Source organism: Neorhizobium sp. SOG26 (assembly GCF_003491345.1).
Taxonomy (GTDB): domain Bacteria; phylum Pseudomonadota; class Alphaproteobacteria; order Rhizobiales; family Rhizobiaceae; genus Neorhizobium; species Neorhizobium turbinariae.
Map to the genome: position 1 here is coordinate 89,944 of NZ_CP025512.1, position 17,502 is coordinate 107,445.

The window sequence follows — 17,502 nt, forward strand, 5'->3', positions numbered from 1 at the left end:
CCTCAGAGGACGTTGCTGGGCTCGCCCTTTTGGAAATTCTCGATATGGCTGATCACCTGTTCCCAGAGCGTCTGCATCGCCTCGTCGCTCGCCCACGCGACATGCGGCGTCACGATGACATTGGGCCGGTCGAGGATCTTCAGGAGCGGATTATCTGACGCCGGAGGTTCCTTTGTCAGCACGTCGAAGCCAGCGCCGGCAATCAACCCCTCATCGAGCGCCGTCACGAGATCGGCTTCGTTCACCAGCCCACCGCGCGCCGTGTTGATGACCAGCGGGTGCTTCTTCATCCTCCGGAATTCCTCAAGCCGGATCAGGTCGCGCGTCTGCGGCGTCAGCGGCATGTGGAAGGTGATGATGTCGGTAGTCTCCAGCACCTCGTCGAATGCGGTGTAACCCGGCCCAATCTCGCTTGCATCCTTGCGGGCCGCGTAGACGACCTTCATGCCCAGCGCTTCGCCGACCCGCCCGACGGACTGGCCAAGCGTGCCGCGCCCGAAGATCCCGAGCGTCGAGCCGGCGAGATCCTTGATCGGGTGGTTGAAGAAGCAGAACTGGTTGGCGCGCTGCCACTCGCCATCGATGACGTCCTGGCGGAAGCCGATGATCGAGCGCCGAAGCGCAAAGATCAGCGCAAACGTGTGTTCCGGCACGGTGTTCACCGCATAACCACGCACGTTCGAGACAACAATGCCGCGTGCCTTGGCGGCACTGAGGTCGATGACGTCGTAGCCCGTGGCGGCCACGGCGATCATCTTGAGGTTGGGCGCGTTGTCCATCGCCTGTTCGCGCACCGGCGCCTTGTTGGTGATGACCACGTCCGCCTCGGTAATGCGCTCGGCCACGTCTTCGGCGGCGGTCTTGCCGTATTCCACCCATTCATGCGCAAAAGCGGGGCGGGTGATCGTTACCGACGGGCCGATCGTATCGCGATCAAGGAAGACGATCTTCACTGGGCGAAATCCTGCATGTCGTGAATTCTCCTCCGAAGCGGGAAATGGGCGTAGCCGAAGCATCTTCGTCGTATATCATCCGGCTTGAACGTCGAAAGGCAAGACCGCGGAGCGTGAATGGCAGAGTTGCTGGAACTGGATTGCGTTGTCATCGGCGGCGGCGTGGTCGGATTGGCCATTGCCCGGGAATTGGCGCTCGCCGGCCGCGAGGTGGTGCTGCTCGAAGCGGAACCGATGATCGGCAGCGTGACCTCTTCGCGCAACAGCGAGGTGATCCATGCCGGGCTTTATTATCCGACCGGCAGCCTGAAGGCCGAACTTTGCGTCGCCGGCAAGCACAAGCTTTATGACTATTGCGCCGCCCGACACATCCCGCATCGGCGCTGCGGCAAGCTCGTCGTTGCCTCCAACGAGGCGGAGGTCGCCTATCTCGAAAAGCTCCTGCAGCAGGCGAATGCCAATGCTGTCGATGATTGCCATCTCATCAGCGGCAAAGAACTGGCCGGGATCGAACCCGCGATCCGGGGTTATGCCGCGCTGGTCTCGCCATCCACCGGCATTATCGACAGCCATGGACTCATGGAAGCCTTCAGCACCGACATCGAAGCCAGCGGTGGTCACATCATCCTGAATTCGCCGGTTACCACTGGCCGCTTATCCGATGGCGCCGTGCGGCTTTCGGTCGGTGGAGGTGATCCGGTCGAGATCGAGGCGCGGCTTGTCGTCAACGCCGCCGGCCTCGGCGCCTGGAGTGTGTCGGATGCGATCGACGGCCTCGACCCTTCGACAATCCCCGGACGTCATTATGCCAAGGGCTGTTATTTCTCGCTGGCAGGTCGCGCTCCGGCCAGCCGCTTGATCTACCCGGTCCCTGAGCCGGGCGGGCTTGGCGTGCATCTCACCATCGATCTTGCCGGGCAGCCGCGTTTTGGCCCGGACGTAGAGTGGGTCGACACCATCGACTACGATGTCGACCCGAGCCGCGCCGACAAGTTCTATGCGGCGATCCGCCGGTATTGGCCGGACCTGCCGGACGACGCGCTGCAGCCAGCCTATGCCGGCATGCGCCCGAAAATCGTTGGTCCAGACGGGGGAGGCGGGGGCGACTTCATCATCCAGGGTCCCGGAGAGACCGGTCACAGCGGTTACATCGCGCTTTACGGCATCGAAAGCCCGGGCCTTACCGCATCGCTCGCGATCGCGGAAAGGGTGGCGCGCCTCGCCCTCTAGGAGGCGCGCCGGTTTCTCAGAAGGCGGCGCGCTTGTCCTTTTTCGCGATGCGCGCGAGCAGATAATCCACTTCGGCCTTGGCCGTCGGCGTCAGCATCTGGGCCGGCTTGCGCTGTGCGTCCGTGGCGATCACGCCGCGACGCTTCAGCACGTGCTTGCGAACGGCAAGACCCACACCAAGCTGCTGCTCGTAGCGAATGAGTGGCAGGTGTGCGTCAAACAGGTCATGCGCCTCGTCGCGCTTTCCGTCGGCAAAAAGCTGCACCAGTTCGGTCAGCATGTCGGGGAAGCCGTAGCCGGTCATCGCCCCGTCGGCGCCGCGCTCCGGCTCGAAGTCCAAGAACATGCCGCCATTGCCGCAGAGGATCGAGAATTCCCGCAACTCGCCCGCCTTCTGCATGGCGCGCAGCTTCGAGATCTTCTCAAGTCCCGGCCAGTCCTCGTGCTTCAACATCAGGCAGGAGGGGTGGTTGGTAATGATCCTGGCAATCACGCCCGGCGACATTACCACCGTCAGCGTCAGCGGATAATCCTGCAGCACCCACGGCACGTCCTCGCCGACCGCGTCCACGGCGCCGGCGAAGTAGTTGACGATCTGGTCATCGGTCCGCAGCGCCGGGGGCGGCGCAATCATCACCCCGGCAGCACCCATCTCCATCGACTCGCGCGCCAGCGATCGCATGCCCGCAAAACCGGGCGCGGACACGCCGACGATCACCGGGATCTTTGCGCGAGAAACAACACGCTTGACGATGGCGCGGCTTTCTTCCGGCTCCATCTTTGGCGCCTCGCCCATGATGCCGAGAATGGTGATGCCCGTGCAGCCGCTGTCCTGGTAGAAATCCGTCAGTTTGTCCATCGAGTTGAAGTCGATCGAGCCGTCCTCGAAGAAGGGCGTGGTGGCGATGGCGTAAACGCCTTTTGATTGGGTTCCGAATGTCATTTCTGGCCGTCCTTCCAAGCCTGGTAACGCGCCTTGGTTTCGGCATTCATCGGATAGAGCCCGGGCAGCGGCACGCCGCGATCGACTTCCGTCATGATCCAGCCTTCCATGCGCTCCTGTTCCACGGCCTCCGCCAGAACCGCGTCGAGAAGCTTTGCGGGGATCAGCACCGCACCATCCTCGTCAACGACCACGATGTCTTCGGGATAAACCGCCACGCCGCCGCAGGCGATCGGCTCCTGCCAGCCGACGAAAGTGAGGCCCGCGACGGACGGCGGGGCAGCCACGCCATTGCACCACACGTTCATGCCGGTGCCGAGCACGCCTTCGGCATCACGCACCACGCCATCGGTGACGAGTGCGGCCACACCGCGCTTTACCATCCGCGCGCACAAGATGTCGCCGAAGATGCCGGCATCGAGCACGCCCATGGCGTCGACAACCGCAATGCAGCCTTCCGGCATGGCCTCGATCGCAGCACGGGTGGAAATCGGCGAAGCCCAGCTTTCAGGCGTCGCAAGATCTTCGCGCGCCGGCACGAAACGCAGCGTGAAGGCTTGACCGACAACCCGCCCCTGACTCGGCTTCATCGGCTTGGTACCGCGCATCCAGACGTTTCGGAGCCCCTTCTTCAAAAGGACTGTCGTCAGGGTGGCGGTGGAAACGCCTTTCAGTGTGTCGATGATTTTCGGATCAAGCGGCATGAATTCTCCTCGGGGTATCAATGAGCCGCCGAACGGCAGCGGCGGGATATTCCGTTGTGCCCGTAGCTTCGTCAAGGAACGCCGCGGCTGAAGTGGAGGATTTCCTTCCGGTTGCCCGCCGTGCCCGCTTTGGGTAAAGTTAAGGTTGAGAAGAACAGCCTTCGTCCGATCGGGCGTATCTTTGGCAGACACAGCAGGAATAGTGACATGGCGACGGTAGCGTCCAATGGAATCGGCAGCAGCGCGAGGTGGGATGGTGCGTCTCCCGGCAATGACGACGAGGATATCATCCCGCGCGACATTCGCTTCGGCATCCTCGAAAACCCCACGCGGCACTGGCTCGACAATGACTTCCACAAGACTGCACTGATCGACGGCCTGTCGATCTTCCTGCCGGAAGGCGAGCGTTATTTCATCCGCTCCCTGAAGCATTACGCGCCGAAGCTCGACGACAAGGAACTGGCTGCCGAAATCAACGGGTATGCCGTGCAGGAAGCCTTCCACACCCGCGAGCACGAGGACTACAACAAGGCGCTCGAAAAGCTCGGTTATGATGTCGAGACCATGGAAGCGCCGATCCGCAAGACCTTGCGAACGGATAACCTGCCAGTCTTCCGGCTGGCAGTCACCTGCGCCATCGAGCATCTGACGGCAACCTTGTCCACGGTGACGCTGCGCAACCCGCATCTCTTCGATAACGCCGCACCGGCTTACCGGCGGCTGTGGATGTGGCATGCGCTGGAAGAGTTGGAGCACAAGGCGGTGGCGCTCGATGTGCTCGCCATGGCGACCCGCAAATATTCGCCAATCAAGCGTTACATGCTGCGCACCATGGCTTTCAACGTGGTGGCCTTCGAGTTCCTGATGATCACGCTGCGCAACCTGAAGATCTTTGCCAAGAACGACGGCATCAAGACTGGCCCCAAGTTCTGGCTGCGGTTGCTTTATGTGCTGTTCATCTCGCCCGGCTATTGGCGAAAATGCGCACCGCTGGTGCTGAAATATTACCTGCCCGGCTTCAACCCGGCGAACAAGGACGATCACGAACTGGTCCGCAAGGGCCGCGACTGGCTCTACAAGGAGTTTCTGTCCCTCAAGGAACAGGCTGGCGCACCAACGCCGTCTGTCTGAGGGCGGGCAACGGATGGCCAGCCGCCTCTTTGCAAGCGTCCTCGACATCGCCACGCCGGGCAAGTTTCCGCGCGCCCAGAAATGGGTGTGGCGTCGCGTCTATAACCTCCTGTCGCTGTTCTGGAAGGACGCTGACTGGCGCTTCATGAACTACGGTTACTTGCCGGAAGGCGAGCCGTTCGCGTTGAAGCCCGAGGACGAGCCGGAGCGCGTCTTCATCGGGCTTTACCAGCAGGCCGTCGCCGGCCTGCCGGTTGATGGCGCCAGGGTGCTCGAGGTAGGTTCAGGGCGAGGCGGCGGTTCGCGTTATATCGCCCGCTACTACTCGCCATCCTCCGTCACCGGCATGGATTATTCGCCCGATACCGTGCGCCGCGCGCGCCGGCTGAACGACGATACGCCAGGGCTCTCCTTTGAAAACGGTGATGCCGAAGCCATGCCGTTTGGGGACGAGAGCTTTGATATCGTCGTAAATATCGAATCCTCGCATTGTTACGGCGACGTGCCGGCCTTTGCGCGCGAAGTGGCGCGGGTGCTGAAGCCCGGCGGCTGGTTCACCTTTGCCGACATGCGTCCGAAGAACCAGCTCGCGGCCCTCGACGAGCATCTCGCTGTTCCCGACCTCGAGCTCGTCGAGCGGCGGGACATCAGCGCCCGCGTCGTCGCGGCACTCGACGCCGCCGAAGGCCGCAAGAGCGAACGCATCAACAGGTCCTGGGGCATGAAGCGCTTCATGAGCGAGTTTTCGGGCTCGAAAGGCTCGATGCTCTACAAGGGCCTGAAAAACGGCAGTGTCGTCTACGTGGCGCGCCGCTATCGCAAGCTCTAGCACCGCCGGTTTCCTGCTGCTTCTGCTCCCTCACCATGATTGTTGGGGATAGCGGCGAACGCGCCTCGTGATCCGATTCATAAAATCTTAAGAAGTTTCGGACGGAGGCACGATGTCGAAACCCGAAGCATTCACCGAAAACACCATTGTCATCGAGCGCAAGCGCTGCGGTTGGGTCGTCAGCACCCGCCCGCCCGAAGGGGGCGTGATCCTTTCCATGAAGAAACACGCCAGCGAAGAACAGGCGCTGAGCTTCATCGGCCAGAACTACAACGTCGCAGGGCTTTAGGATTGGTGCCTGCGCAAGCAGGCATTGCTCGGCTCTTTGCGCTGACGAGTTTTGTTTTCTGGAAGGAAAATGGTGCCGCTTACGTGACTCGAACACGTGACCCCATCATTACGAATGATGTGCTCTACCAACTGAGCTAAAGCGGCCCACGCAGCATCTGGTAACAACCGGCTGCGATGTGATGCGGCTGATACAGCCAATGACTCTGATTTTCAAGCGGCCTTTTTGCCTCTCGGCATTTTTCCCGAAAGACCGGGGCCGTTATCCCAAGAGCCGAGAGCGCGCCGCCTGGTATTCCGCTTCCAGGCGGTCAACGAGCTCAGCGGTCGAAACGACCTCCTTTAAGGCGCCGACGCCCTGGCCCGCGCCCCAGATCTCCTTCCAGGCCTTCGGGCCAGTCACAGCCTGGTCGAAGTCCATCTTGGTCGGATCGGCAACCGGCAGGGCATCCGGATCCAGGCCCATGGCGGTGACGGAGCCCTTGAGGTAGTTGCCGTGCACGCCGGTGAAATAGTTCGAATACACGATGTCGGCGGCATTTGAATCGACGATCATCTGCTTGTAGCCGTCCACGGCGCGTGCCTCGCGCGTCGCGATGAAGGGCGTGCCGATATAGGCCATGTCCGCGCCCATCGCCTGGGCCGCAAGGATGCCGCCGCCGGTCGCGATAGCCCCTGCGAGCAGCAGTGGTCCGTCAAACCATTGGCGGATTTCCTGGATGAGGGCGAAGGGAGACAGGGTGCCGGCATGGCCGCCGGCGCCAGCCGCAACCGCGATCAATCCATCGGCGCCCTTCCGAATCGCCGAATTGGCGTGGCGGTTGTTGATCACATCATGAAGCACGATGCCGCCATAGGAGTGGATGGCCGCATTCACCTCCGGAACGGCACCCAATGAAGAGATGACGATCGGCACCTTGTATTTCACGCACATCATCAGGTCGTGCTCGAGGCGCTTGTTGGACGTGTGCACGATCTGGTTCACGGCGAAAGGCGCGGCCGGACGTCCCGGATTGGTGGCGTTGTGGCGGGCAAGCTCTTCGGTGATCATCGCCAGCCACTCGTCGAGCTGGCTTTCCGGACGGGCGTTCAGCGCCGGGAAAGCGCCAATGACGCCCGCCTTGCATTGCGCCAGCGTCAGTTCGGGATGGGAAATGATGAACAGCGGCGATGCCACCACCGGCAGGCGCAGTCCGTCTTTCAGGATTGCTGGCAACATGATCTCGACCTCCCCGAATTACGTTTACGCAAACGTCAATTGTTGAACTAGCAGATGCGCGTCTGCCGGAAAAGCGGCGTTGAAGACATTTTTGCGACGAGATTAGTGCCCATGAGGGGAAGGATCGACAGTCGCGGTCAAGGTTCCGGGGGATGGCAGGTCGGGCAGAGCTTGCAGTCGCACCCCGGAGAGGTTACCGAAACCTTAAATTCGGCATATGCGAAACGTGAAGAAGGACCGGCAGTTGAGCGGTTTGGAAACGGCCATCAGGAATGCACTGGATCGCTCGAACCGGGCAGATCGGGATATCAGGGCCCGCATCTACCAGTCGGCGCGGCAGGCGCTGGATGCCGGGCTGCAGAAGCAGGGCGTCTCGGACAGGTTGATGATCATGCAGCAGCGCGAGCTGCTGGAGCAGAAGATCCACGAGATCGAGATGGAAGAGGTGCGCCGCCTTTCCGAGGAGCACGAGGCGGAGGCGTTTGTCGCCAACCCCGCCAGTGTTACGCCGGTTTCGGTCGATCCTCCGGTTGGCGCGCGGTCTGAACCCCCTATGCAGGCGCCAGCGGTTGCACCCGACGACGGGTTGCGACGTGTCGCCAATGCCCCCGCGGTTTCAGCGCCTGAAACGAAGGCCGAGGATCAATCCGGTGGGTTTGCTGATTTCCGCGCGACGCCGGAAGAACGCATTGATGCACCGCTGCCGACCGAAGAGGTTGTCGCCAAAGGCAGGAAAAGCAGGAAGCCGGCGAGGAAAGGCCGCGGCGCGTCTGACACCATGCTGGATGTGCCGGCAGAACGGGCCGCCAAGCCACGCCGGCGTCGCAGCTTCCTGTCGCACCTGATGACCTGGGTCATCACGCTTGCGGTAGTCGGCGCGGCCTGCTTCTGGTTCTACCAGTCAGGCATGGTGCAATCGATCATCGATGAGGCGGTAAAGGCGGCCGACGAAGCGGGCAGCAACCGCGCTGGCCAAGGGTCGACAGCATTTGATCCGCGCCGTGGCTTTTCCGACGAATGGGTGGAGATCTTCAAGCCCTCCGCCAGTGCGCAGCTGAAGCCGGGCGGGCAGGCCCGCGTCGAAACGCTCGATGGCTCGGAAGGCCAGGCGGTGCGTCTCACATCGGCAGTGCCGGGCGAGGGCGGCGACGTGGCCTTCGAGGTGCCGGTCGAGGTGCTGCAGGAAATGGCCGGCAAGACCTCCACGGTTGCGCTCTCGCTGCAGTCCGGCGAGGACCGTTCGACGCAGCTCTCCGTGCGCTGCGAGTTCGGCAGCCTGGGGCGTTGCAGCCGCCACCGCTTCACGGCGACGCAGGAACGGCTCGATGCCCTGTTCAAGGTCACCTTCGAGCGGTCGCTGGCGCCCAACCAGCCCGGCCGGCTGATCGTCAACACCGGGATCGATGGCGCTGACCGCCCGGTGCTCATCTATTCGGTGCGGATCCTGCCGGGCCAGTAGGGCTTAACTCAGGAAGTTCGGGCCGAAGCCGAGGATCTTGTCATCGATCTCACCGATCGCGTCCTTGTCCTTGCCGTCGTAGTCAAGCGACAGCAGCATGTGCCGGATGAGGTTGATGCGGGCGCGCCGCTTGTCGTTGGCCCGCACGACCACCCACGGGGTCTCCTCGTTGTGGGTCCGGTCCAGCATCACGTTGCGCTTTTCGGTATACTCGTCCCACTTGCCGAGTGCGGCGATGTCCATCGGCGACAGCTTCCAGACCTTCAGCGGCTCGTGTCGGCGGTCATGGAATCGCTTCAGCTGCATTTCCCGACCGATATCGAGCCAGAACTTGAAGAAGATGAAACCTTCGTCGTGAAGCGTGTCCTCGAAGCGCGGCACGGCTTTGAGGAAGTCCTCGTATTGCTGCGGCGTGCAGAAACCCATGACGGGCTCGACGATCGCCCTGTTGTACCAGGAGCGGTCGAAGAGCACGATTTCGCCGGCGCTTGGGAAGTGCGTGATGTAGCGCTGGAAATACCATTGCCCGAGTTCCCGATCGGTCGGCTTGTCGAGCGCGACGATATGGGCGGAGCGTGGGTTGAGGAAGGCGCGGATGGACGAGATCATGCCGCCCTTGCCGGCCGCATCCCGGCCTTCGAACAGCGCGATGACCCGCTTGCCAGACGACTTCAGCCAGTACTGCACCTTAACAAGCTCGACCTGCAGCTTTTCCAGCTGCTTCCGGTATTTCTGCTTGTCCATCTTGTCGTCATAAGGAAAGCCGCCGGAGTTGAGCGCATGGTCCTTGATCCAGCCCGGCAGTTCGGGGTTGTCGATATCGAACTGCCTGGACTTGCCTCTGATATCGAGCGTCACGGCCCGGCTGGTCTCGGCTTCCTTCATGGTCTCTTGTCCTCGGTCAGGGCCTGACGCGGTTATCTATGGCGCCATCAGGTCTCGACCACCGCGCCCGACGACTTTTCACCATAACAACGGCACCCGATGCATATCTGTCATGAAGCGCGTATATCTGCGCAGGTTCGTGTCGAAGAGCAGCGGGTTATCAGGTGGTGTTGGTGGGGGAGAAGTGGCGTCAGCGGTTGCCGCAGATCAAGCGGCAGGTTCGTCGCGAACGGCTGTTGCTGCTGCTTCTGACGATCGTCGGCGTGATCGCCCTCATGTGCGGCGTCGCGTGGGTGCCCGTCGGGTTTGCCTGGGCGCTGCTTGTCATCGTGGTGCTTCTGCGCCAGCCGGATGAAGCCACCGCATCGGTTCCGGTTGTCGTGGAAGAGGACGTCCTCAACTACGATCCGCTGCCGCCCATCGCGGCCACGCTTGGCGCCTATGACACTCCGGGCTTCGTGCTTGCGAACGATGCGAGCGTCCTGTTCCAGAACCGGGCGGCCGAGGTCGCTTTCGGCTCGCTTCCGTTCGGCTCGCACCTCACGGCCCGCATCCGCTCGCCCGGCATTCTCGACATGGTACGTGACGCCATTGCAAGCGATGAACCTGACCAGCTGGAGCATTCCGAGCGCCTTCCGTCGGAGCGGGTGTTCATCGCACGCATCGCGCCCGTCCCGGTGGTCGAGCCGGAAGGCATGAGCATCAGTGCCGATCGCCGCAAGCTCTATCTCCTGTCGTTCCGCGACATCTCCGAACTGCGGCGCCTGGACCGCATGCGTTCGGATTTTGTTGCCAATGCCAGCCACGAACTGCGCACGCCGCTTGCCTCGCTGCGGGGCTTCATCGAAACACTGCAGGGGCCGGCAAAGGGCGATCCCGCGGCGCAGGAACGGTTTCTCTCCATCATGCTCGAACAGGCGACCCGCATGAGCCGGCTTGTTGACGACCTGATGTCGCTCTCCCGTCTCGAGCTGAAGTCGCATATCGCGCCCGACCAGAGGATCGACCTGAAGCCGGTACTGAGCCATGTGCGCGATGCGCTGCTGCCACTTTCCGATGATCTGGGTGTCGAGATCCGCATGCACCTGCCGCAGGAGCCGGTGGAGGTGCTGGGTGACCGGGACGAGCTTGTCCAGGTCTTCGAGAACCTCATCGAGAACGCCTGCAAATACGGGCAGGACGGAAAAGTGGTGGACGTGCACCTGAAGGGTTCCGGCGATGAACCGGCCGAGGTGACTGTTATCGATCGTGGCCCCGGCATCCCGCCCGAGCATGTGCCCCGGCTTACCGAGCGCTTCTACCGCGTCAGCGTGGCCGACAGCCGCTCCAAGAAGGGCACCGGCCTTGGGCTTGCGATCGTCAAGCACATCCTGACGCGCCACCGCGCACGGCTGATTGTCCGCTCGCAGGTCGGCGAGGGCAGCGAGTTCACCGTCCGCTTCTGACACAAACGGCCGTTGCCTCCATACCGCGTCCCTGAAAGCCAAGCGAAGTCAGCACGTTAGCGTGTCACAAATGTTTCACCGAACTGACATAAAAGGGTGGAGCTACGGGAGCTAAGAGATGCGGGCCGGACATCGGCAAAAGCCAGAGCTGGCGACCTCCGCATTCACACCAGCCCTTTCGGGAGACACCTATGACCATGCTGAAACTTTCTGCAGCAGCCCTCGTGGCCTCTGTTGCCTTTGCAGGCGCCGCCGCCGCACGCGACCAGGTCCAGATCGCTGGCTCCTCGACTGTTCTTCCCTATGCCAAGATCGTAGCTGAAACTTTTGCCGAGACCTTCCCGGACTTCAAGGCGCCGGTGGTTGAATCCGGCGGAACCGGCGGCGGTCTCAAGGCCTTCTGTGCCGGTGTTGGCGAAGGCACGATCGACATCGCCAATGCCTCGCGCCCGATCAACAAGAACGAGTTGGAAGCCTGCAAGGCCGCGGGTGTCACAGACATCCAGGAAATCCGCATCGGTTATGACGGCATCGTGTTTGCGGCCGCGTCCAGCAACGGCGACATGAAGATCGAGCCGAAGGACCTCTACAAGGCGCTTGCCGCTGAAGTTGTCGTGGACGGCAAGCTCGTCGCCAACCCCTACAAGAACTGGTCGGAGATCAACCCGACCCTGCCGCAGGGCCCGATCGCCGCCTACATCCCGGGCTCCAAGCACGGCACCCGGGAAGTCTTCGAAGAGAAGATCATGGCGGAAGGCTGCAAGGAAGCTGGCGCCCAGGAAGTCATCAAGGCTGCGATTACCGATGCCAAGCAGGCGGCCGCCAAATGCGTCGCAGTCCGCAAGGATGGAGCAGCGGTCGATATCGATGGCGACTATACTGAAACGCTGACCCGTATCGCCGCCAACAAGACCGGTCTCGGCGTCTTCGGGCTCGCCTTCTACGAAAACAACATGGACAAGCTGAAGGTCGCCACCGTCAAGGACGTCGTGCCATCGGTGGAAACGATCTCGTCCGGCGAATATCCGGTATCCCGGCCGCTCTTCTTCTACGTCAAGAAGGCGCATCTCGGCGTGATCCCGGGCCTCAAGGAATATGTCGAGTTCTTCGTGTCCGACGACATGATCGGCCCGGACAGCCCGCTTGCCGAATATGGCCTGGTTGCCGCGCCGGATGACCAGCGCGAACAGGTGCGCACCGACGTTTTGGCCGGCAAGACCATGTAATCGCCTGCGGCGCCGCCTCCAGGGGCGGCGCCGATTTTCATGTGGCGGAGTTGGCGGCAAGCAGTCGCTGGCGGGGCGCCGGGAGATAGAATGAGTACGTCGATCCTTTTGCCGATCCTGGCGGTCATCGGTGTTGCCGCATATGCCGCCGGCGTCTGGCGCGCTAATGCGATTGCCCGCGGCGCCTCCTCCAGGCTGCACTCCCGACCCGGCTATTACGGTTCCTTCGTGGCGCTCTGGGCGCTGCTTCCGGCACTTGCCCTTCTTGTCCTATGGCTGATTGCCAGCCCGCTTTATATCAACGCGGCCGTACGCTCCGAATTCCCGGAAGAGGTAACGACGCTGTCGCAGGCCGAACAGGGCCTGAACTTCGGCATGGTCAGCTCGCTTGCCCGCGGCATGTCGGTGTTGGCTGCAGAAGAGATCGATCGCATCGGCGGTGATCCTGCCGAGCTTCGTGCAGCGCTCGGCGCCAGGGGTGTTCCGCTGGCCGGCGAGCCAAAACCCTTCATGGTGCAGGCCGCAGGCGACCTTAACCAGATGACCGCAGCAAGCCGCACTATGATGACGGTCGCCGCGCTTGCCGTCTCGCTGGCGGGAGCCTTCTTCGGCTTGAGCCGGGTCGCGCCGCGTTTCCGGGCCCGTAACAAGGTGGAAAAGGCGGTTCTGGCAAGCCTGATCGTCGCCTCTTCGATCGCCATCCTGACGACGATCGGCATCGTCCTGTCGATGCTAACGGAAGCGACGCATTTCTTCACCCGCGTCCCCGCCTGGGAGTTCTTCTTCGGCACTGTCTGGGATCCGCGTTTTGCAGCAGCCGGCGCCACCGCTTCGGAAGGCCAGTTCGGCCTCATCCCGCTTCTCCTCGGCACGCTTTATATCGGCTTTGTTGCCATGCTTGTCGCGGTGCCCGTTGGCCTGTTCTCGGCCATCTACATGTCGGAATATGCCTCGCGGCAGGTGCGTTCGGTGGCAAAGCCGCTTCTCGAAGTGCTGGCCGGCATCCCGACCATCGTCTACGGCTTCTTTGCCCTGACGGCCGTCGGACCTTTCCTGCGTGACCTGTCCTCCCAGCTCAATGGGTTGGTCACCGGCAACTATGCCAACTTCATCCAGGCACAAAGCGTCCTGACGGCCGGCTTTGTCATGGGCATCATGCTCATCCCCTATGTCTCGTCCTTGTCGGATGACATCATCACCGCCGTGCCGCGCGCCCTGCGGGACGGCTCGCTTGGTCTTGGCGCCACTCGCTCCGAAACCATCAAGCGCGTCACGCTGCCCGCGGCCTTGCCCGGTATTGTCGGCGCGATCCTGATGACCGCCTCGCGCGCCATCGGCGAAACCATGATCGTGGTGCTGGCGGCAGGTGTCGCGGCGCGCATCCAATGGAACCCGTTCGAGCCGATGACCACCGTCACCGTCAAGATCGTCAGCCAGCTGACGGGCGACCTCGAATTCACGTCGCCGCAGACGCTGGTCGCCTTTGCGCTCGGCATCACGCTGTTTGCCATCACGTTGTGCCTCAACATCTACGCGCTCTACATCGTGCGCAAGTATCGGGAGCAATATGAATGACCGATGCCATCTCCTCCGCAGCCGGGCTCGCGAGGCCCAGGCCCGCGCGACGCGACATCGGCATCAAGCGCCGTTATGCCGCCGAACGCCGCTTCCGCGCCTATGGCATTGCCGCGCTCACCTTCGGCATCGTTTTCCTGTTCCTTCTGGTCTCCTCGGTCGTCTCCAAGGGCTACACGGCCTTCCAGCAGACGATGATCACCGTGCCGGTGGAGTTCACAGAAGCGATCATCGATCCGAAGAACGAGCGCGCAGAAAATCCGCAAAAGCTGATGACCGCGAATTATCCACTGCTGGCGCGCAATGCCGTCGCCAAGGTTCTGGGCGTGGCGGAAAATGACCGGACTGGCCTTCGCGACGTCAACAAGATGATCTCGGACGGCGTACGCTCGCAGCTGCGCGACATGGTGGTCGCCAACCCGGCGCTGATCGGCACCACGCAAACCGTCTCCCTGCTTGCCGCCGGCGATCTCGACTCCGCCTTCAAGGGCCAGATCAGCCTTGATGTGCCGGAGGCAAACCGCAAGGTGAACGACAAGCAGGTCGGCTGGATGAACCAGCTCGCTGAAAGCGGCGCGCTTGCCAAGCACTTCAACACCGGTATCTTCGTCAACGGCAATTCCAGCCGGCCGGAGGCTGCGGGTGTCGGTGTGGCGCTGATAGGCTCCTTCTACATGATGCTGATCGTGCTCGTCCTGTCGCTGCCGATCGGCGTTGCGGCCTCGATCTACCTCGAGGAGTTCGCCCCGAAGAACCGGCTGACCGACCTTATCGAGGTCAACATCAACAATCTCGCCGCCGTTCCGTCGATCGTCTACGGCCTGCTCGGGCTGGCCGTCTTCATCAACTTCGCGGGCCTGCCGCGGTCGGCGTCCCTGGTCGGCGGGCTGGTGCTGACGCTGATGACGCTGCCGACGATCATCATCGCGACGCGCGCGGCACTCAAGGCGGTGCCACCCTCGATCCGCGCTGCGGCCCTTGGACTTGGCGCCTCCAAGATGCAGACGATCTTCCATCACGTCCTGCCGCTGGCCATGCCCGGCATCCTCACCGGCACCATCATCGGCCTCGCTCACGCGCTTGGTGAAACCGCACCGCTGTTGCTGATCGGCATGGTGGCCTTCGTTGCCAACTACCCGACGACGCCGCTTGATCCGTCCACGGCGCTGCCGGTGCAGATCTACATGTGGGCCAATGAAGCGGAGCGCGCTTTTGTCGAGCGCACCTCGGGAGCGATTATCATCCTGCTCCTTTTCCTGATTGTGATGAATGTCGGCGCGATCCTGTTGCGGCGCCGCTTCGAACGGCGCTGGTAGGGAACACCAAAATGAACATGATGTCGGAAGCAGCAGTGGAAAAGGCGCTGGACGGGAAGATGAATGAAGTGTCCTACAAGATGGTCGGCCGGGAAGTCTCTGTCTATTACGGCGACAAGCGCGCCCTTTTCGACGTGAACCTGAACGTGCGGGAAAACACCGTCACGGCGCTGATCGGCCCTTCGGGCTGCGGCAAGTCGACCTTCCTGCGCACGCTGAACCGCATGAACGACACGATCGACAACTGCCGGGTGACGGGCAGGATCACCCTGGATGGCGATGACATCTACGACAAGGAAATCGACGTCGTGGAGCTGCGCGCCCGCGTCGGCATGGTGTTCCAGAAGCCAAACCCGTTCCCGAAGTCGATTTACGAAAACGTTGCCTATGGCCCGAAGATCCACGGCCTCGCCCGCAACAAGGCGGACATGGACCATATCGTTGAAGCCAGCCTTCAGCGTGCCGGTCTCTGGACAGAGGTGAAGGATCGCCTGCATGAATCCGGCACCGGGCTGTCCGGCGGCCAGCAGCAGCGCCTCTGTATTGCCCGCGCCATCGCCGTGTCACCGGAAGTCATCCTGATGGACGAACCGTGCTCGGCTCTCGACCCGATCGCGACCGCCAGGGTCGAGGAGCTGATCCACGAACTGCGGGCGAACTACACGATCGTCATCGTCACCCACTCCATGCAGCAGGCCGCACGTGTCTCTCAGCGCACCGCCATGTTCCACCTTGGCCAACTGGTCGAGGAAAACGACACCGACAAGATGTTCACCAATCCGGACGATCAGCGCACCCAGGATTACATCATGGGCCGGTTCGGCTAAGCGGCCGACGTACCGCCCGACGCAATTTCTTGAGGACCGATAAATGGCACCGACGCATATCCTGTCTGCCTATGACGAAGAGCTGAAATACCTGAGCCGCCGCATCTCCGAGATGGGCGGCCTTGCCGAAGAGATGTGCTCCGACGCCCTGCGCGCTCTCATCAACTCCGACACGGGGCTGGCGCAGAAGGTGATCTCGGACGACGTGATCCTCGACCAGGCGGAGCGGGAGATCCAGGACAAGGCGATCTTGACGATCGCCAAGAGGCAGCCGATGGCGGCCGACCTGCGCGAAATCGTCGGCACCTTGCGCATCGCGGCCGATCTGGAGCGCGTCGGAGATCTCGGCAAGAACATCGCCAAGCGCGTCATCGCCGTCCAAGGCTCCGGCGTGCCGCGCAAGCTTGCCCGCGGCCTTGAACATCTGTCGGACCTTGCGCTCGTGCAGCTCAAGGAGGTGCTGGATGTGTTCGCCAACCGCTCGGCGGAGAAGGCCGAGGCGATCCGCGTCCGCGACGAGGAAATCGACGCGATGTACACCTCGCTGTTTCGCGAGCTCCTGACTTACATGATGGAAGATCCGCGCAACATCACCCCCTGCACGCATCTCCTGTTCTGCGCCAAGAACATCGAGCGCATCGGCGACCACGCGACCAACATCGCCGAGACCATCTATTACATGAAGACCGGCTCGCAGCCGGAAGGCGATCGGCCGAAGGACGACTCGTCGAACAGGCTCGGCGCGATCACCAAGTAAGCCAACGCTGACGGAGCTGGCCTCACATGCTGCCACGGATTGCTGTCGTAGAGGATGAGGAGGCGCTGAGCGTGCTTCTCCGCTACAACCTTGAAGCTGAGGGTTACGATGTCGAAACGATCATGCGGGGCGATGAAGCCGAGATCCGGCTGCAGGAGCGCACCCCGGATCTCTTGATCCTCGACTGGATGCTGCCGGGCGTTTCCGGCATCGAGCTTTGCCGTCGCCTGCGCGCCCGACCCGAAACCGAGCGCCTGCCGATCATCATGCTGACGGCGCGTGGCGAGGAAAGCGAGCGGGTCCGGGGTCTTGCCACGGGGGCAGACGATTATGTGGTCAAGCCCTTCTCGACGCCGGAGCTGATGGCGCGCGTCAAGGCGATGCTGCGGCGGGCGCGCCCGGAAGTGCTGTCCAGCGTCCTTCGCTGCGGTGATATCGAGCTCGATCGCGAGACCCATCGCGTCCACCGCAAGAGCCGTGAGGTGCGGCTTGGGCCCACAGAATTCCGCCTCCTGGAGTTCCTGATGGCCTCTCCCGGCCGCGTGTTCTCACGTTCGCAGCTGCTGGATGGCGTCTGGGGCCACGACATCTATGTCGATGAGCGCACCGTCGACGTCCATGTCGGGCGCCTCCGCAAGGCGCTCAACTTCTCCAACATGCAGGATGTGATCCGCACCGTTCGGGGTGCGGGCTATTCGATGGAGGCCTGAGGCGC

The 17,502-nt window shown here is 62.4% G+C and carries 17 protein-coding genes and 1 tRNA gene; 12 read left to right on the top strand and 6 right to left on the bottom strand.

Features of this window, described 5'->3' with window-relative positions; all coding sequences use genetic code 11:
- Window positions 1-2: 2 nt before the first annotated feature.
- Window positions 3-953, bottom strand: a complete 951-nt coding sequence (locus CYG48_RS00445; protein ID WP_118848585.1) for a D-2-hydroxyacid dehydrogenase — start codon at window positions 951-953, stop codon at window positions 3-5.
- A gap of 117 nt (window positions 954-1,070) precedes the next feature.
- Between CYG48_RS00445 and CYG48_RS00450 the strand changes: the two genes are divergently transcribed.
- The gene (locus tag CYG48_RS00450; RefSeq protein WP_199925167.1) at window positions 1,071-2,183 is read left to right on the top strand and encodes an NAD(P)/FAD-dependent oxidoreductase; all 1,113 of its coding nucleotides are present in this window, start codon (window positions 1,071-1,073) and stop codon (window positions 2,181-2,183) included.
- Window positions 2,184-2,199: 16 nt separating this feature from the next.
- Here CYG48_RS00450 and CYG48_RS00455 read toward each other — a convergent pair whose 3' ends face one another.
- The gene (locus CYG48_RS00455; RefSeq protein ID WP_118848586.1) at window positions 2,200-3,126 is read right to left on the bottom strand and encodes a dihydrodipicolinate synthase family protein; all 927 of its coding nucleotides are present in this window, start codon (window positions 3,124-3,126) and stop codon (window positions 2,200-2,202) included.
- Window positions 3,123-3,830, bottom strand: a complete 708-nt coding sequence (locus CYG48_RS00460) for a ribonuclease activity regulator RraA (protein WP_118848587.1) — start codon at window positions 3,828-3,830, stop codon at window positions 3,123-3,125. The genes CYG48_RS00455 and CYG48_RS00460 overlap by 4 nt, the downstream gene beginning before the upstream one ends.
- Window positions 3,831-4,037: 207 nt before the next feature.
- Here CYG48_RS00460 and CYG48_RS00465 point away from each other — a divergent pair, with 207 nt between their 5' ends.
- From CYG48_RS00465 to CYG48_RS22320, 3 genes are all read left to right on the top strand, one after another.
- Window positions 4,038-4,961: a metal-dependent hydrolase gene (locus tag CYG48_RS00465; protein ID WP_118848588.1), complete on the top strand. Its 924-nt coding sequence runs from the start codon at window positions 4,038-4,040 to the stop codon at window positions 4,959-4,961.
- Window positions 4,962-4,974: 13 nt separating this feature from the next.
- Window positions 4,975-5,790, top strand: coding sequence for a class I SAM-dependent methyltransferase (locus tag CYG48_RS00470; RefSeq protein WP_118848589.1), 816 nt, complete (start codon window positions 4,975-4,977; stop codon window positions 5,788-5,790).
- A gap of 112 nt (window positions 5,791-5,902) precedes the next feature.
- A complete protein-coding gene (locus CYG48_RS22320) occupies window positions 5,903-6,079 on the top strand; it encodes a hypothetical protein (protein WP_199925168.1) in 177 nt (58 codons plus the stop codon).
- 70 nt (window positions 6,080-6,149) lie between these two features.
- On the opposite strand, the gene CYG48_RS00475 is transcribed toward CYG48_RS22320, so the two are convergent.
- A tRNA-Thr gene (locus tag CYG48_RS00475) sits at window positions 6,150-6,225 on the bottom strand.
- A gap of 115 nt (window positions 6,226-6,340) precedes the next feature.
- On the bottom strand, window positions 6,341-7,300 hold the full coding sequence (locus CYG48_RS00480; protein ID WP_199925260.1) for an NAD(P)H-dependent flavin oxidoreductase: 960 nt from the start codon (window positions 7,298-7,300) through the stop codon (window positions 6,341-6,343).
- A gap of 241 nt (window positions 7,301-7,541) precedes the next feature.
- On the opposite strand from CYG48_RS00480, the gene CYG48_RS00485 reads away from it, so the two are divergent.
- Entirely contained in the window at window positions 7,542-8,756 is a 1,215-nt protein-coding gene (locus CYG48_RS00485; RefSeq protein WP_150132672.1) for a hypothetical protein, read from the top strand.
- 3 nt (window positions 8,757-8,759) lie between these two features.
- Here CYG48_RS00485 and ppk2 read toward each other — a convergent pair whose 3' ends face one another.
- The gene (gene ppk2 / locus CYG48_RS00490; RefSeq protein WP_118848592.1) at window positions 8,760-9,641 is read right to left on the bottom strand and encodes a polyphosphate kinase 2; all 882 of its coding nucleotides are present in this window, start codon (window positions 9,639-9,641) and stop codon (window positions 8,760-8,762) included.
- A gap of 173 nt (window positions 9,642-9,814) precedes the next feature.
- On the opposite strand from ppk2, the gene phoR reads away from it, so the two are divergent.
- From phoR to phoB, 7 genes are all read left to right on the top strand, one after another.
- Complete coding sequence (gene phoR, locus CYG48_RS00495; RefSeq protein WP_445304310.1) at window positions 9,815-11,086, top strand: phosphate regulon sensor histidine kinase PhoR; 1,272 nt, start codon at window positions 9,815-9,817, stop codon at window positions 11,084-11,086.
- Window positions 11,087-11,277: 191 nt separating this feature from the next.
- The gene (locus tag CYG48_RS00500; protein WP_118848593.1) at window positions 11,278-12,312 is read left to right on the top strand and encodes a substrate-binding domain-containing protein; all 1,035 of its coding nucleotides are present in this window, start codon (window positions 11,278-11,280) and stop codon (window positions 12,310-12,312) included.
- A 90-nt stretch (window positions 12,313-12,402) separates the two neighbouring features.
- Window positions 12,403-13,887, top strand: a complete 1,485-nt coding sequence (gene pstC / locus CYG48_RS00505; RefSeq protein WP_118848594.1) for a phosphate ABC transporter permease subunit PstC — start codon at window positions 12,403-12,405, stop codon at window positions 13,885-13,887.
- Complete coding sequence (gene pstA, locus CYG48_RS00510; RefSeq protein WP_118848595.1) at window positions 13,884-15,203, top strand: phosphate ABC transporter permease PstA; 1,320 nt, start codon at window positions 13,884-13,886, stop codon at window positions 15,201-15,203. The genes pstC and pstA overlap by 4 nt, the downstream gene beginning before the upstream one ends.
- A gap of 11 nt (window positions 15,204-15,214) precedes the next feature.
- Complete coding sequence (gene pstB / locus CYG48_RS00515) at window positions 15,215-16,030, top strand: phosphate ABC transporter ATP-binding protein PstB (protein ID WP_118848596.1); 816 nt, start codon at window positions 15,215-15,217, stop codon at window positions 16,028-16,030.
- A gap of 43 nt (window positions 16,031-16,073) precedes the next feature.
- Complete coding sequence (gene phoU, locus CYG48_RS00520) at window positions 16,074-16,787, top strand: phosphate signaling complex protein PhoU (RefSeq protein ID WP_118848597.1); 714 nt, start codon at window positions 16,074-16,076, stop codon at window positions 16,785-16,787.
- A gap of 26 nt (window positions 16,788-16,813) precedes the next feature.
- The gene (gene phoB / locus CYG48_RS00525) at window positions 16,814-17,497 is read left to right on the top strand and encodes a phosphate regulon transcriptional regulator PhoB (protein ID WP_118848598.1); all 684 of its coding nucleotides are present in this window, start codon (window positions 16,814-16,816) and stop codon (window positions 17,495-17,497) included.
- The last annotated feature ends 5 nt before the right edge of the window (window positions 17,498-17,502 follow it).